At 73.2% G+C, this 14597-nt stretch carries 14 protein-coding genes; 9 read left to right on the top strand and 5 right to left on the bottom strand.

Translation table 11 applies throughout. From position 1 onward, the window contains the following. Nucleotides 1–42 precede the first annotated feature (42 nt). Nucleotides 43–732 (bottom strand): immunity protein CdiI family protein, encoded by a 690-nt coding sequence (locus IE308_RS10245; protein WP_190217609.1) that lies wholly within the window; start codon nt 730–732, stop codon nt 43–45. A gap of 66 nt (nt 733–798) precedes the next feature. Beyond that, nucleotides 799–1914, bottom strand: a complete 1116-nt coding sequence (locus tag IE308_RS10240) for an FAD-dependent oxidoreductase (protein WP_190217608.1) — start codon at nt 1912–1914, stop codon at nt 799–801. Between the two features lie 75 nt (nt 1915–1989). Here IE308_RS10240 and IE308_RS10235 point away from each other — a divergent pair, with 75 nt between their 5' ends. After that, on the top strand, nt 1990–2670 hold the full coding sequence (locus IE308_RS10235) for a TetR/AcrR family transcriptional regulator C-terminal domain-containing protein (RefSeq protein WP_190217607.1): 681 nt from the start codon (nt 1990–1992) through the stop codon (nt 2668–2670). A gap of 32 nt (nt 2671–2702) precedes the next feature. On the opposite strand, the gene IE308_RS10230 is transcribed toward IE308_RS10235, so the two are convergent. Then, complete coding sequence (locus tag IE308_RS10230; RefSeq protein ID WP_190217606.1) at nt 2703–3623, bottom strand: NADP-dependent oxidoreductase; 921 nt, start codon at nt 3621–3623, stop codon at nt 2703–2705. 76 nt (nt 3624–3699) lie between these two features. Beyond that, on the bottom strand, nt 3700–4338 hold the full coding sequence (locus IE308_RS10225; RefSeq protein ID WP_190218265.1) for an HD domain-containing protein: 639 nt from the start codon (nt 4336–4338) through the stop codon (nt 3700–3702). 135 nt (nt 4339–4473) lie between these two features. Between IE308_RS10225 and IE308_RS10220 the strand changes: the two genes are divergently transcribed. Next, a complete protein-coding gene (locus IE308_RS10220; protein ID WP_190217605.1) occupies nt 4474–5469 on the top strand; it encodes a GlxA family transcriptional regulator in 996 nt (331 codons plus the stop codon). Between the two features lie 271 nt (nt 5470–5740). Then, entirely contained in the window at nt 5741–6730 is a 990-nt protein-coding gene (locus tag IE308_RS10215; protein WP_110626043.1) for an aldo/keto reductase, read from the top strand. A 16-nt stretch (nt 6731–6746) separates the two neighbouring features. Here IE308_RS10215 and IE308_RS10210 read toward each other — a convergent pair whose 3' ends face one another. After that, nucleotides 6747–7160 carry a hypothetical protein gene (locus IE308_RS10210; RefSeq protein ID WP_110626042.1) on the bottom strand — a complete coding sequence of 138 codons (414 nt, stop codon included), beginning with the start codon at nt 7158–7160 and terminating at the stop codon, nt 6747–6749. Between the two features lie 170 nt (nt 7161–7330). Between IE308_RS10210 and IE308_RS10205 the strand changes: the two genes are divergently transcribed. The 6 genes from IE308_RS10205 to IE308_RS10180 all read left to right on the top strand — a co-directional run. Further along, entirely contained in the window at nt 7331–10768 is a 3438-nt protein-coding gene (locus IE308_RS10205; RefSeq protein WP_190217604.1) for an ATP-binding protein, read from the top strand. Nucleotides 10769–10863: 95 nt separating this feature from the next. Further along, nucleotides 10864–11247 carry a cupin domain-containing protein gene (locus tag IE308_RS10200; RefSeq protein ID WP_190217603.1) on the top strand — a complete coding sequence of 128 codons (384 nt, stop codon included), beginning with the start codon at nt 10864–10866 and terminating at the stop codon, nt 11245–11247. Further along, nucleotides 11244–11660, top strand: coding sequence for a hypothetical protein (locus IE308_RS10195; protein ID WP_190217602.1), 417 nt, complete (start codon nt 11244–11246; stop codon nt 11658–11660). Before IE308_RS10200 ends, IE308_RS10195 begins: the two co-directional genes overlap by 4 nt. Nucleotides 11661–11904: 244 nt before the next feature. Further along, entirely contained in the window at nt 11905–13338 is a 1434-nt protein-coding gene (locus IE308_RS10190; RefSeq protein ID WP_190217601.1) for a multicopper oxidase family protein, read from the top strand. Nucleotides 13339–13390: 52 nt separating this feature from the next. Then, nucleotides 13391–13918 carry an isochorismatase family protein gene (locus IE308_RS10185; RefSeq protein WP_190217600.1) on the top strand — a complete coding sequence of 176 codons (528 nt, stop codon included), beginning with the start codon at nt 13391–13393 and terminating at the stop codon, nt 13916–13918. Between the two features lie 74 nt (nt 13919–13992). Continuing rightward, nucleotides 13993–14597: hypothetical protein (locus IE308_RS10180; protein WP_190217599.1), on the top strand; the 605-nt coding region annotated here is incomplete at its 3' end.

The following is a 14597-nucleotide window of genomic DNA, read 5'->3' as shown; positions in this document are numbered from 1 at the left end:
GCGCTCCGCCCTGTGGCGCGGCGGCCGCCGGCCACGACCAGGTCAGCCGATTCCCCCGTAGGTGACCGTCCGCCCGGGAGCGAGTGCGTCGGCGACGCGCCGGGCGAGGTGCTCGCCCTCGGCTTCCAGACGCTCGTAGGCGCCCTCGCGGGCGGTGTCGTCCCGGTCCCTCAGCCAGGTCTCCATCACCGAGTCGATGTCCTTCGCCCACCGGTACAGCTCCCGCACCAGGTCCTCCGGCAGGCCGAGCGCGGCGGCGGGATCGTCCGGGGCGAAGTCGCCGAAGCCGTCGGCGCGCAGAGGGAACCACTTGTACTGCCCCTCCACCACGACATGGCGAGGGTGCGGAGGCGTGCCGTGCGCGTCGGCGGTCCAGTGCAGCTGCCGGCATCCCCAGCACACGAACTTCGCGGTGCGGTGCTGTTCGTCCCAGAAGCGCACCACCCAGCCGGGACCGAGATGCCGGGCCAGGTCCTGGGCCGCTGCCAGCCCCCGCTCGGCATGGCGGCGCAGGGCCGGCCTGTCGGTGAACCCGCCGCCGGGGCGTGCGCGGTCCCAGCCGCGGAGGCGTTCGGCGAGGTCGTCCGGCAGGCCGAGCCGGGGATCGTCCAGCGCGACCTCGTACACGAAGTCCTCCGGGTCCGCGGAGGCACCAGGGTCAGTGGTGGACAGGGGTGACGCGCCGCCGTGGGCACGCACCAAGAGGTGGAGCGGATCGTCGTCTCGGCTCATGGGCGGTGATTCTCCCCCTGGTCCGGCTCGACGGCTGGTGAGCCCCCCCGCCCGGCTCGGCACAGGTCAGTCTCCGTCGGGCTGGAAGAACGCGAGCATCTTCCGGGCGGCGTCCGGCGACGCCAGCAGGGTGTGCAGGTCCGCGGACATCCGGGCGGCAGCCGTGCTCCGTTCGAACATCTCGCGTTCGTACTCCTGGACGGCGGCGGCGAAGTCGTCGGGGTGCGCGGCCAGCGCGAGACCGAGCAGCGCGCCGTCGAGCAGCGCCATGTTGGCGCCCTCGCCCACCGGCGGCATCAGATGCGCGGCATCGCCGACCAGCGTGACGTCCGGCCTCGACGGCCAGGTCAGACCGACCGGCAGAGCGGTGATCGACCGGGGTACGACCGTGTCGTCGCACGCCTCGATCAGCGCGGTGAACCGCGGGTGCCAGCCAGGGAGCAGGTCGATCAGCCGTGCCTTGGCGGCGGCCGGGTCGTCGAACGGGATCCCGCTGGTGGCGAACCAGTCCTCGGGGGTGTTGTAGAAGCCGAGGCCGATGCGCACACGGCCGTCGCCGTTGCGCTGCGCCGCCAGGGATATGCCGCCGCCGAGCACCCAGTGCGTGCCGCGTCCGACCATCGCCGCGAGGTCGGGGTGCGTGCGATCGATGTCGGGAATGCCGACCTCCACGACGTGGTGGCCGAGATGCGCCGGGCGCGCGTCGGTCAGCAGCGGCCGGACCCGGGAGTTGGCGCCGTCCGCGCCGACCAGCAGGTCGTACGGCGCACTGCCGCCGTCGGCGAAGTGCAGCGCGCCGTCGGCGGCGTGGACGAAGGCGTGCCCCCAGCGCACGGTGCCGTCGGGCAGGGAGTCCAGCAGCAGGTCGCGCAGGTCGGCACGGTCGACCTCGGGCCGGGCGAGCGGGGCGTCGTCGGGTGTGTCCTCCTGGAGCAGCAGGGTGCCGTCCGGTTCGAGCAGGCGCATGTCCTGGCCCTCACCGCGGGCGATCGCGTAGAACTCGTCGATCAGGCCGGCCTCGCGCAGCGCCCGCTGGCCGGAGTGGATGTCGAGCATGCCGCCCTGGCCGCGGGCGTCGCGTGACGCTTCCCGTTCGTACACGACGGCGTCCATGCCGTGCACGTGCAGCACGCGGGCGAGCGCCAGGCCCCCGAGACCGGCTCCGACGATGGCAATGGTCATGGCTGTCGCCCTCTCCTTCGATACACCGTATCGGACGATACAGTGTATCGATCAATGCGATGTATGGTGGGCGCCATGTTGGTGTGGGAGAGACCGGAGCCGCCGGATCGCCCCGTGCCGGCCCCGCTGAACCGCGAGCGGATCGTGCGCGCGGCGATCGAACTGGCCGACGCGGACGGCCTGGAGGCGGTGTCGCTGCGCAAGGTCGCCACCGCGCTGGGCGTGGGGCCGATGCGGCTGTACAGCTACATCGACAGCAAGGAGGAGCTGCTCGACCTGATGGTCGACGCGGCCTATGCCGAGATCCGTCCGGCCGGGGACACCTGGCGGGAGGTGCTCCGGTCGCTCGCCGAAAGCACCCGGCAGACCGTCCACGCCCACGAATGGCTCGCCGACCTGCTCGGCGGCCGACCGCAGCTCGGCCCGCACGCGCTGGCCCGGGGAGAGGCCGTGGTGGCCGCGCTGGACGGCGTCGACGTGGACGACGTCATGCCGGTGGTCGGCGCGGTCGACGCCTATGTGATCGGCGCGGTACGCCGGGAGATCGCCGGGCGCCGTGCCGAGCGGGCCACCGGGATGGACGAGAGGCGCTGGCAGGCGGCGCTCGGGCCCTATCTGGAGCGGACGTTCGCCACCGGCCGGTTCCCCGCCCTCGCCACGGTGGTGCGCGACGCCGAGCACCTGGACGCCGACGCCACCTTCGCGATGGGGCTCGACTTCCTGCTCGACGGCATCGAGGCCCGCATCTCGCGGTGACGGGCGCCCGCCGAAGGGTCCGCCCCCGGTCTCTACTCCTCGGCCACGCGGATGATCGTGCGCCCGGGGACACGCTCGCGCGGGGCGAAGGCCTCTGCCGCTTCGGCCAACGGGCGCACGGCCCCGACCCGTACGGACAGCCGGCCGTCCCGCACGCGCTGGGCCAGATCGGCAAGCCGCGTCCGGTCGGGTTCCACCACGAAGAAGAGGGCCCGTCCGTCCTGAGGCCGCACCTTGGGCGGGTGGGCGATCGTGACGAGCGTGCCGCCGGGCCGCACGAGCGCGGCCGAACGGTCGAGGACGTCCCCGCCGATCACGTCGAACACCACATCGACCTGACCGATGTCCTCCAGCCGGTCCGCCCCCAGGTCCAGGAAGGCGTGCGCGCCCAGGGCGAGCGCGACGTCCCGGTCGGCGGCGCGGCCCGTGCCCACCACCCGGGCTCCCGCCTCACGGGCGAGCTGCACGGCGAGGGAGCCCACGGCGCCGGCAGCGCCGTGGATGAGGACGGTCTGGCCGGTGGCGAGGCGCGCGTGGTCGAAGAGCCCCTGCCAGGCGGTCAGCCCGGAGATCGGCAGCGCGGCCGCGGTCGTGTGGTCGATGTCGGCGGGCAGCGGGGCGAGATTGCGGGCCTCCACGGCGACGTACTCGGCGAGCGAGCCGTCGCGGGCCCAGTCGGCCAGCCCGAAGACCCGCTGTCCGACGGTCAGGCCGGTGGTGCCGTAACCCAGCTCGGTCACGACACCCGAGACCTCGTGCCCGGGCACGCTCGGCGTACGGTCCCGGCCGGCGCGGTCGGTCCAGGTGGCGGGCCAGTCCAGTTCGCCCCGGGTGAAGCCGGCGGCGTGCACCCGGACGACGACGTCGTTCTCGGCGGCGTGGGGCGGGGGCAGCTCTTCCAGGGCCAGACCTTCGACTCCGGCTTCGCGGTCCCGCACGGTGATGGCTAGCACGGGCATTCCTTTCGTGAGGTGCTGATGTGTTGAAGTGCTGAGGTGCTGACGTGTTGAGGCACCGAGGTGCTGAGCGTCACTGGGGCCAGGGAGCGTCCATGACGCGCCGCACCATGGACCCGCGACGGAAACCGGGAACGAAATGCTCGAGAACGTCCGCGTTGACGGTTCCGTACGTCGTGTCCGGACGGTTCTTCAGGCCTTCGACGAAAACCTGCAGGAACTCCTTCTTGAAATCGCCGCGCGGATGAACGGCGACGATCTCCTCGACCTGGCCGCCGTCCAGCCGGTCCAGCCCCCAGCCGATCGCGTCGGTGAGCACACCGAACGTCGTGGCGGCGATCTCCCCGCCCATCCGGCCGGGAATCCCGGGCGTGGTGTGCAGGGCGATCGCCAGCCACACCACCTCGGCGGCGTGCTCGGGGAAACCGCGCTCCAGCAGAAAACTCCGCGCGTGGTCGGCACCGTCGAGCTCGAAACGCTGCTCCGCGTCGGAGAACGGCGTCAGCAGACCCGCGTCGTGGAACATCGCGGAGACGTAGAGCAGCTCCGGGTCGGTCTCGATGCCCCTCGCGCGTGCGTGCAGGGAACCGAAGAGGAAGACCCGCCGGGAATGGTGGAGGAGCAGGGGGCCGGCCGTGTCCCGGAGGAAATCCGTGGCCTCCGCGACGGCCCGGGTGTCGGGGATCTCGATCCCCGCGATGGTGTCGGTCATGAAGTCGGCGCCTTCCGGTGCGATGGGCTGCGGGTGGACCGTGCGTCCGTTCTCCACGGTGCCGACGGTCAGGGCTCCGGCGCCGCATCCGTCCGGCCGTGAACCCCTCGAATCCGGCCATGCCAGGATGGGTCCGTGCTCCCGGACTCGCATCGCGTGGTGATCCTCGTCTACGACGGGGTCAAACTGCTCGACGTCGCTGGACCCGCCGACGCGTTCGCGGAAGCGAACAGGCTGGGCGCCGACTACCGGATCGCCCTCGTCTCGGCGACCGGCGAGGACGTCACGTCCTCGATCGGCATCCGGATCACCGTGGAAGGCGGCGTCGCTGCCGAGCCGCACCCCGACACGTTGCTCGTACCCGGCGCGGACCTCTACCCCCGCACCCCCGTCACGCCCGACCTGGTGGACGCCACCCGTGACCTGGCGGCCAGGTCGGACCGGGTCGCCTCGGTGTGCTCGGGAGCCTTCGTCCTGGCGGCCGCGGGTCTTCTCGACGGCAAACGCGCGACCACTCACTGGAAGATCACGGGCGAACTCGCCGCCCGCTGCCCGAAGGCCCGGGTCGAACCCGACGCCATCTACGTCCGCGACGGCACGACCTACACCTCCGCGGGCGTCACCGCGGGCATCGACCTCGCGCTCGCCCTCATCGAGGAGGACCACGGCCCCGACGTGAGCCGGGAGGTGGCCCGTTCCCTTGTCGTCTACCTCCAGCGGGCGGGCGGCCAGTCGCAGTTCTCCGCACCGCTCCAGGGCCCTCCGCCCCGCTCACCCGCACTACGGGGCGTCGTCGCCCGCGTCACCGCCGACCCCGCCGGCGACCACTCCCTGGCCGCGCTCGCGACCCACCTGCACATCAGCCCCCGCCATCTGACGCGGCTGTTCCGCGAGGAACTGGGCACCACCCCGGCCCGGTTCGTCGAGTCCGTCCGGTTCGACATCGCGAAGTCGCTGCTGGACCAGGGCTACACCGCGACGCAGGCGGCCTCCCTGTCCGGCTTCCCGGGGTACGAGAGCCTGCGCCGCGTCTTCGCACGCGAACTGTCCATCAGCCCCGCCGCCTACCAGCGCCGTTTCGCCACCGCCCGCCGAGCCCAGAACGGGGCAGCCGCCGCGGGACACGGCTGAGCCCGCGCACGTCGGCGGCGGGCACGCGGCCGGCCGGTGGGGACCCGGACCCAACGGGCGCGTCCGGGTCACGTCGCACCGCCGGACGGCCGGCTTGCGTTGGAGCGCACTCCAGGTCGTAACGTCGCAGACGCCAAGCGGCGTGAGGGGCGCGAAGCCCGTCTCCCCTCGCATCTCACGGGTTGCCGGGCAGTGTGATCCGTTGCTGGATGGACGAGGGCTTCGCGCCGCCCAATGACGAATGAGTGACGCGGGAAAGGTGGGACAAGGCATGCTGAAGCGCAGTCTGCGGGAGCTCCAGGTATCGGCCATCGGCCTGGGGTGCATGGGAATGTCCGCCTTCTACGGCTCCGCCGACCGGGAGGAGGCGATCGCGACGATCCGGCGCGCCCTCGACCTCGGCGTGACCTTCCTCGACACCGCCCAGATGTACGGGCCGCTCACCAACGAGTCCCTCGTCGGCGAGGCGATCCGCGGGCACCGCGATGAATACGTGATCGCTACGAAGTTCAACTACCGGATGGACAACGCCGTGCCGGGCGACATCAGCACGGTCGGCCCGCAGGACGGCTCGGCCGAGCACGTCCGCAGCTCGGTCGACGGCTCCCTGCAGCGTCTGGGCACCGATTACATCGATCTGTACTACCAGCACCGGGTCGACCCCAAGGTCCCCATCGAGGAGACGGTCGGCGCGCTGGGAGAGCTGGTCGCCGAGGGCAAGGTGCGCCACATCGGCCTGAGCGAGGCGAGCGCGGAGACCATCCGGCGCGCGCACGCCGTGCACCCGGTCACCGCGGTGCAGAGCGAGTACTCGCTGTGGACGCGGGACATGGAGGCCGAGGTGCTGCCGGCCTGCCGTGAGCTGGGCATCGGCTTCGTGCCGTACTCGCCGCTGGGCCGTGGGTTCCTCGCCGGGCGGTTCACCTCGCCCGAGGACCTGGACGTGGACGACTGGCGCCGCCAGAACCCTCGCTTCCAGGACGAGAACCTGGAGGCGAACCTGCGGCTGGCGGCGAAGGTGAAGGAGATCGCGGCGGAGAAGGACGTCACGCCGGCCCAGCTGGCGATCGCGTGGGTGCTGGCCCAGGGCGACGACCTGGTGCCGATCCCCGGCACCAAGCGCCGCACCTACCTGGAACAGAACGCCGCCGCGGTCGACATCACGCTGAGCCAGGACGACCTGGCCCGCATCGACGCCGAACTGCCGGAGGCGGCGGGGGAGCGGTACGACGAGGCGGGCATGCGCTCGGTCAACCGCTAGGGCCGACGGGCCGCCATCACGTGCCGTAGTAGGCGGCGTAACGGGCCGAGTGTTCCGTCACGGAGAAGTCCTCGAAGTCGCCGGCCGCCTCGCAGGCGAGCAAGCGCTGAAGCGCGGCTTCGGCCTCCGGCAGGCGCCGGGACGACAGGTACGCCTTGGTCTCGGCGAGTCCGCCGCCGCACAGCAACTGGACGTCGATCGAACAGTCGGCGTCCATGCCGGCGGTCTTGGCCTTCCAGATGAGCAGTACGTCGCCGAGATCGCCGGCGTTGAACAGCTGCACGCAGCACAGCTTCATCAGCTCCGTGTCGCCCTCGCCCTGAGCCCGCTGCTCCAGCCGGATCCGCACGCCGAGCAGTCGGCGCACCTCGTCGAGGTCCGCGCCGACCGGGTGAAGGCCATGGCGGTGCAGCCACTCTTCCTCGTCCATCGGCCATGTCCCTTCTCCGTGGCGGCGACCAGCGCGGCCGGTCGACTGGATCATGCCATGTGGGTCTGCGCTGGTCCGAGCCGTGAGGGGCGCTCTCGCGACCGGGCTCGGGCGCGCCTACGCTCGGAGGCGGGGCAGGCACCGGCCTGCTCCGCCGAAGGACTGTGACCGTGGTCGCGGAGTACCCGTTCGTGGGACGCGCGGACGTGCTGTTCGAGCTGCGCCGCGCGCTGGAGAGGGCCGCGGCCGGACGCGGCGGGCTGGTCACGCTGACCGGAGCGGCCGGCGCCGGCAAGACCCGTACCGCCGAGGAGGCCGCCGCCCGCGCGGACGGCCTGCGCACGCTGTGGAGCTGGTGCCCGCCGGAGACCGCCACCACCGCCTACCGGCCCTGGGCTCGGGTACTACGCGCCCTCGTCGCCGACGACGTCCGGTGCGGCCGGCTGGCCGCGGCCTCCCCGCCGCTGCGCGCCCTCCTCACCGGCGCCACGGCCGACGTCCTGCGCGGCGCCGACCCCGAGACGGCGCGCCTGAGGCTCACCGGCGATGTGGCCGAGCTGCTGGCCACTGCCGCCGCACGAACCCCGCTGCTCCTGGTCCTCGACGACGTCCACGCCGCCGACGCCTCCTCGCTGCGCCTGCTGCTGGAGACCGCCGACGCCACCCGCGGCGCGCCCGTACTGCTGCTCGCCACCGCCCGCGACGACGACGCCGCGTGGCGCGACCGGGCCTGGGCCCGGGCCCAGTTGCTGCGCCGGGGCCGCACCCTGCCGCTGGGTCCGCTGCCGGCCACGGACGTCGCCGCGCTCGTGGCGGCCGCCACCGGTACGCCCCCGGCCGCGGACGCCGTCCGCTCACTGGTACGGCGCACCGGCGGGGACGCCTTCTTCGTCACCGAACTGCTGCGCGCGGGCGGCTGGGACACGGAGACGGCGGCGGTCCCGCAGGCGCCCGCGTCAGACCACGGCTCGGGCACGGCGCCGGTCGTGGCGGGGAACGCGGCACCCGACGCGAGAACCACTCCGGCGGGGACGTCACCCGTCGCCGTACGCGCCGCGGTCGCCGCACGGCTCGCCGAACTCACACCGCGCGCCGCCCACCTGCTCGCCGTCGCCTCCGTTCTCGGCACCCGCTTCCGGCTGGATGTGCTCGCCGAGACCGCGGGAGTGCCCCTGGCCGAGGTGCGCGCGCTGCTCGCCGAATCCGCGGGCGCCGGTCTGACCGCCGACCCGGACGCCGCCCGCGGCGCCTTCCGCCACGACCTGCTCCGCGAGGCCGTCCACGCAACGCTCTCGCCGGGCGAGCGCGCCGCCCTGCACCGCACCGCCGCCACGGTCCTGGCCGGCCACGCCCGCCGCGGCCGCGACACCGGCCCGGCCGAGGTCGCCCACCACCTCCTCCGGTCGGGCCCCGGCCACGAGGCCGAGGCCGCCGCCTACGCCCACCGGGCCGCGCGGCAGGCGGAGGGGCTGTACGCCTACGAGGACGCGGTGCGCTGGTACGAGCGTGCGGCGGAGTGCCTGGCGCAGACGGAAGCGGTGTCGGCGGAGGACGGTGCGGATGCGCTGAGGACCGTCGGACGGTTCGGCACGGAACGCCGTACGGTGTCGGCGGGTCGCGGTGTGGACGCCCCCGCAGCGACGGCGCCCACCGGCCCACCCCCGCCACCCCCGGCCGACCCCACCACCGTCACCCTCATCGACGTGCTCACCGGCCTCGGCTCCGCCCGTTTCGGAGCCGGCGACTGGCAGGCCGCGCGTGCCGCACTGCTGCGGGCCGCGCGCCTCGCCCGGGACGCCCGCCGCCCCGAGCAGCTGGCCCGCGCCGCCCTGGGGCTGGGCACCGGCCCCGTCGGTTTCGAGGTCGACCTCGAAGACCGTGAGCAGCTGGACCTGCTCACCGAGGCCCGTGCCGCGCTCGCCGCCGCCCCGGCCCCGAGCGCGCTGCGCGCCGCCGTCACCGCCCGCCTGTCCCTCGCGTCCGCCCTGGTGGAACCCGAGGCGCAGCGCGTGGCCTGGGCGGAGGAAGCGGTCGGCGAGGCGCGGGCTGCCGGGGACCCGGCGACGCTCGGACCGGCGCTGGCCGCGCTGTGCGACGCCCGCCCCGGGCCCGACCACTGCCACGACCGGCTCGCCCGCTCCGCCGAGATCATCGCCGTCGCCCGCGCCCTCCCCGAGACCGTGCTGGAACTGCTGGGCCGCCGCCACCGCCTGCTCGCCCTGCTGGAGACCGGCGCGTTCGCCGACGCGGACGCCGAGGCGCTCGCCTACGAGACGGCCGTACGACCGCTGCGGCGGCCTCTGTACGCCTGGTACGTGGCGTTGTGGCGCGGTGCGCGGGCCTTGATGGAAGGCCGGTACGACGACTGCGCGGCGGCCGTCGAGGAGACGGAGGCGATCGGCCGCGCGGCCGGCAGCGCCAACGCCGCGCTGCTGGCCGGCACCCAGCGCTGGTGCCTGTACACCGAGACCGGCGACCGCGAGGCGCTGGACCGGCTCCTCGCGGGGATGCCACCGCTGGACCGGCTGCCCGGACTGTGGCCCCGGGTCACGCTGGCGCTGCTCGCGGCGCAGGCGGGCCGTACGGACGAAGCGGCACGCAGGCTCTCGGCGGTGGCGCCCCGGCTCGACGGAGCCGCCCGCGACAGCGAGTGGCTGCCGATGCTGGCCCAGGCGGCGGAGACGGTCAACCACCTGGGCACGCACCCGGCGGCGGCCCGGCTGTACGCCCTGCTCGCCCCGTACGCGGGCCTGTGGGTGGTGGAGGGCATCGGCGCGGCGGTACGCGGCCCGGTCGACCGGCATCTGACGCTGCTGGCCGCGGCCCTGGACGACCCGGCCGCGTACCAACGCCACCACGACCGCGCCCTGTCGTCGGCCCGCGAGGCCGGCGCGGTGGCCCTGGCCGACCGGATCGCTGGGGAGGGGCGGGCAGCGGCGGGCGCGGTGGCGGCCCGCACACACACGGCCCCCACGCCCGACCCCGCCGATCCCCTCCACTCCCCGGCACAGCGACCACCCGCGCCCTCACCTCGCGAGCCCGCCGACGACCCCCCGTTCTTCCTCAGGGAAGGAACCCTCTGGCATCTCCGCTACGGCGGCCGGGACGCCCGCGTGCCCGACTGCAAGGGACTCCGGGACATCGCCGTGCTGCTCGCCCGGCCCGGAAGGCCGGTACCGGCCGTCGAACTGGCCGCACCCGGCGGCCCCCGCCCCACCCCGGCCCCCGACGACCTCCACCCCGAGGGCGACACCGGCGAGATCCTCGACGCGACCGCCCGGACCGCCTACCGGCGCCGGCTGCGGGAGCTGGAGGAGGAGGCCGAGGAGGCGGACGCCGCCGGCGACGGCGCGCGCTCGGAACGGGTCGCCGTGGAGCGGGACGCACTCGTCGCGCAGTTGTCGGCCGCGTACGGCATCGGCGGGCGCGTCCGCCGCTCCGGTTCGCCCGTCGAACGGGCCCGTACGGCCGTGACCGCGCGCATCCGTGCCGCGGTACGCCGGATCGCGGTCGTCCACCCGGAGCTGGGACGGCATCTGGACAGCGCCGTCCGCACGGGCACCCTGTGCGTGTACCAGCCGGAGAACACCCCGGCCTGGCGGGTGTGAGGCCGCCCCTCACACCGTGCCGCCCGGTGTCACGCCTGCCCGGGTGACGACGTCGTACGACAGGACGTACGACCCCGAGCGCGAAGGCGGACACCATGCCACGCACCACCAAGGCCGAAGCCGAACTCCGCGTCGACGAAGCGGTCATCGAGGGCCGGTACGCCGAGGTCGGCCCGTACACCGTCGGCTACGAGACGATGAAGCAGGACCTTGACCCGGCCCCGCTGTTCCGCGGGCTGCCCGGCGACCGCTGCCAGTGCCCGCACTGGGGGCAGGTCCTCACCGGCAGGATCGTCTTCCGGTACGCCGACCACGACGAGGTGTTCCACGCGGGCGACGCCTACTACGGCGCCCCCGGACACCTCCCGCTGCTCTTCGCCGGCACCGAGATCGTCGAGTTCAGCCCCACCGCCGAGTTCAAGCGCACGATGCAGGTCATCGCACGCAACCTCGCACAGCTGACGGAGGCGACGTCATGAGCACCGCTCCCGACCCGGCACGGGTGAAGGAACTCGCCGACCTGTTCGTACGGTTCCTGCGGACGAACACCGCGCCCGACGGCCTCTTCACCGACGACGTGCTGCTCGACCTGAGCCTGCCGCAGTGGCGGCTGCAGACCCGCGGCCCCGACGAACTGGTCGCCGTCCGCCGCCGCAGCCACCCCGACCTCGGCACGGTCCCGCGCCACCGCGTCGACGCCACCCCGACGGGGCTGGTCCTGGAGTTCGAGGAGCAGTGGGAGGACGCGCAGGGCCGCTGGTACTGCCGTGAGCTGATGCGGGCCGAGGTCCGCGACGGCGCGATCAGCGAGGCGTCCGTGTACTGCACGGGCGACTGGTCCCCGGCCACCCAGGCCGCACACGCGCGGGAAGTGACACTCCTGCGACCGTGACCCGGTCATACACGTCCGGCATGGTGCGGCATACGCGAGTTTTGATCTTCTATGCCTATATTGCACCCTTATGGGAGATGCTCGCAGAATCAGCCGTCGGTCGGTGGTCAAGGCGTTCCCCGCCGTGGGACTGGCGGCGGTGTCGGGAGGGTTCCTTGGAGCGCGGCGCGCGGCCGCCGCGTCGCCGTCCTTCCCACAACCGCCGGTGTCGACCGCCCGGTCCCTGCCCGGCGGGATGTCGCCGGTGCTGGAGCAGACGCTCGACGTCCGGTTCACGGACGTCTCCGTACCGGGCTACGGCCGGATCACCACCCGTACCTACAACGGGGCGCTCCCCGGCCCGACCCTGCGCGTGCGGGGCGGCCAGACCCTGCGGCTGACGCACATCAACGGCCTCCCGCCCAACCCGCCCCACACCGGCGGCCACAACACGCCGCACCACCCCAACAGCTTCAACGTGCACACCCACGGCATGCACGTCTCCCCGTCCGGGATCGCCGACAACGTCCTCCGCGAGTTCGCACCGCGCACCCAGGACGAGGCGGACGCCGGCGTACCGGAGCCGCGCTACCTGACGGTGATCCACGTGCCGGCCGACCACCCCGCGGGCACCTACTGGTACCACCCCCATCTGCACGGCGCCCTCGCCGAGCAGGTCGTCGGCGGCATGGCGGGTGTGATCGTCGTCGAGGGCGACGTCGACGAGGTCCCCGAGATCAAGGCGGCCGCCGACCTCGTCGTATGCATCAACGAGCTGAAGGTCAAGGACGGCAAGGTGCCGGCCTTCACCTCCAATGGCTGGCTGGCCGGCATCCGCTCCACGTTCGCCGTCAACGGCGCGGTCAACCCCACCCTTCGACTGCGGCCCGGCGAGGTCCAGCGGTGGCGGCTCGTCGCCGCGACCGCCTTCACCGAACTGCGGCTCCAGGTCACCGGCCGCCGCGGAAGCCTGCCGCTGCACCAGATCGCGCAGGACGGCGTGACTTTCGCACGGCCCGTGTCCCGCAACGCCCTCGACCTGGCCATGGGCAACCGCGCCGACGTGCTGGTCCGGGGAGCGGAGCCCGGCACGTACGAACTGCGGGCCGAGGGCGTTCCCGTACCGCTGATGACGATCGAGGTCACCGGAGAGCCCGTCGAACCGCAGATGCAGCTGCCGGACTCGCTGCCGCAGGGCAGGCCGTTCCTCGACGAGCGGGACATCGACAACCCGGACGCCGACCGGGAGCTGATCTTCCACGCCGACCATGGCGTCTTCCCGGGCCCGTTCCCGAACGCCTTCCGCGTCCTGGGCACCGGCGCCACGCCGGCCGCCGACCCCGACGGCGATCTCAGACACGACCCGGCCTACGGCCTGTTCGACCCCGGATACGTCAACCACACCCTGCGCCTGGGCGCCGTGGAGCGCTGGACCGTCCGCACCGACGAAAGCGTGCCGGCGCACAGCCATCCCTTCCACCTGCACACCAACCAGGTCCTCCTCACCCACCGCAACGGCCGACGGCTCGACCCGCCGGTCTGGCACGACACCATCGGCCTGACCGGCGGCAGACCCGGAGAGTCGGCCACCTTCCTGGTCAGGTACGAGGACTTCACCGGCCGCAGCATGGCCCACTGCCACCAGCTCCAGCACGAGGACCTCGGGATGATGCAGACCGTCGACTACGTGGAGGGCTAGGGATTGCACCGTACGACGGCCGGTCGGCCGGCTGCCGCATACGATCAGTGCCATGACCTCCGCACTCGTCCTCGTCGACCTGATGCCGCGCATCGTGGCGCTGCCGCTCGCACCGCACTCCGGTGAGGAAGTCCTCGCGCGCTGCCGCTCGCTGGCCGGGTCCTTCCGCGCGAGCGGACGGCCGGTGGTGATGGTCAGGGTGGAGCGGCCGCAGGTCGCGGAGCAGCCGCCGGGCAGTGACTTCGCCGACGGCCTGGTGCATGACGGCGACATCGTGGTGGTCAAGCACACCATCGGCGCGTTCTACGGGACGGATCTGGACGAGCAGCTGCGCAAGCGCGGTGTCGACACGCTCGTCCTTGCCGGGCTGGTCACCACGATGGGCGTCGAATCCACCGCGCGTGCCGCGGCCGACCACGGCTACGAGGTGGCGTTCGTCGCCGACGCCATGTCCGGATTCACCACCGACGAGCACCGGTTCGCGGTGGAGAGGACGTTTCCCCGCTTCGGTGAGGTGCGCACCTCTGCGGACTTCCTGAGCGACCTGCGGAATCCTCGGGAGCGTCATACGAACGGATGACTGGAATCGCGCACCACCCCCACCGCGCCCACGATGAACACACATCGACCAGGCCAGGCGCGAAGGAAGACAGGATGCTGCGAGACCACCCCGGCCGCGGCCGCCGAGCCGTCGCGGCGGCCCTCGGCTGTGCGCTCTGCGCTGTCGCGCTCACCGCGTGCAGTGACTCCGAGGACAACAGCTCCTCGCCTTCCCGGACGCCGCGCAGCCCTGACGCTGCATCGTTCTCGGGGCTGGCGCCGTCCGCCATGGCCTCCCGGGCGGCTTCGGCGATCGCCTCCGCCAAGGCTTCGGCTTCCGCGGCGGCCTCTTCCGCGCGGGCCCGCGCCTCCGAGTTCGAGGCGTCCGTCGACGCCCAGATCGCCCGGGGCAGTGCGACCGCGGAGAAGGAACTGAAGGACGTCGAGGGACGCGGCAACGCGGTCTCCGAGGTGGGTATCAAGGGCCTGCCCAGGAACGAGACCAGCGGGTTGCTCGGCGTGATGGTCACGGTCACCAACAAGACCGGCACCAAGGCCTCGTACGCCGTGCAGATCGACTTCGACGACCAGTCCGGGAAGGTCGTCGAGACACGCTTCCTCAGCGTGGAGGACCTCGACCCGGGTGAGAAGCAGCAACCCATCGTCTTCAGCCGGCAGGCCGGGGACGCACAGCTCACCCCCCGTCTCGCCAAGGCGCA

It is taken from the genome of Streptomyces griseosporeus (genome assembly GCF_014656055.1).
GTDB lineage: Bacteria > Actinomycetota > Actinomycetes > Streptomycetales > Streptomycetaceae > Streptomyces > Streptomyces griseosporeus.
Note: the sequence above shows the minus strand (reverse complement) of the source record. Positions and strands in the feature narration are given on the sequence as shown.

What these genes read in the sequence shown, in the direction of transcription:
- IE308_RS10200 (WP_190217603.1), top strand. Translation starts at nt 10,864, where the DNA reads ATGCCACGCACCACCAAGGCCGAAGCCGAACTCCGCGTCGACGAAGCG.
- IE308_RS10195 (WP_190217602.1), top strand. Translation starts at nt 11,244, where the DNA reads ATGAGCACCGCTCCCGACCCGGCACGGGTGAAGGAACTCGCCGACCTG.
- IE308_RS10240 (WP_190217608.1), bottom strand. Translation starts at nt 1,914, where the DNA reads ATGACCATTGCCATCGTCGGAGCCGGTCTCGGGGGCCTGGCGCTCGCC.
- IE308_RS10225 (WP_190218265.1), bottom strand. Translation starts at nt 4,338, where the DNA reads ATGACCGACACCATCGCGGGGATCGAGATCCCCGACACCCGGGCCGTC.
- IE308_RS10215 (WP_110626043.1), top strand. Translation starts at nt 5,741, where the DNA reads ATGCTGAAGCGCAGTCTGCGGGAGCTCCAGGTATCGGCCATCGGCCTG.
- IE308_RS10185 (WP_190217600.1), top strand. Translation starts at nt 13,391, where the DNA reads ATGACCTCCGCACTCGTCCTCGTCGACCTGATGCCGCGCATCGTGGCG.
- IE308_RS10245 (WP_190217609.1), bottom strand. Translation starts at nt 732, where the DNA reads ATGAGCCGAGACGACGATCCGCTCCACCTCTTGGTGCGTGCCCACGGC.
- IE308_RS10235 (WP_190217607.1), top strand. Translation starts at nt 1,990, where the DNA reads ATGTTGGTGTGGGAGAGACCGGAGCCGCCGGATCGCCCCGTGCCGGCC.
- IE308_RS10210 (WP_110626042.1), bottom strand. Translation starts at nt 7,160, where the DNA reads ATGGACGAGGAAGAGTGGCTGCACCGCCATGGCCTTCACCCGGTCGGC.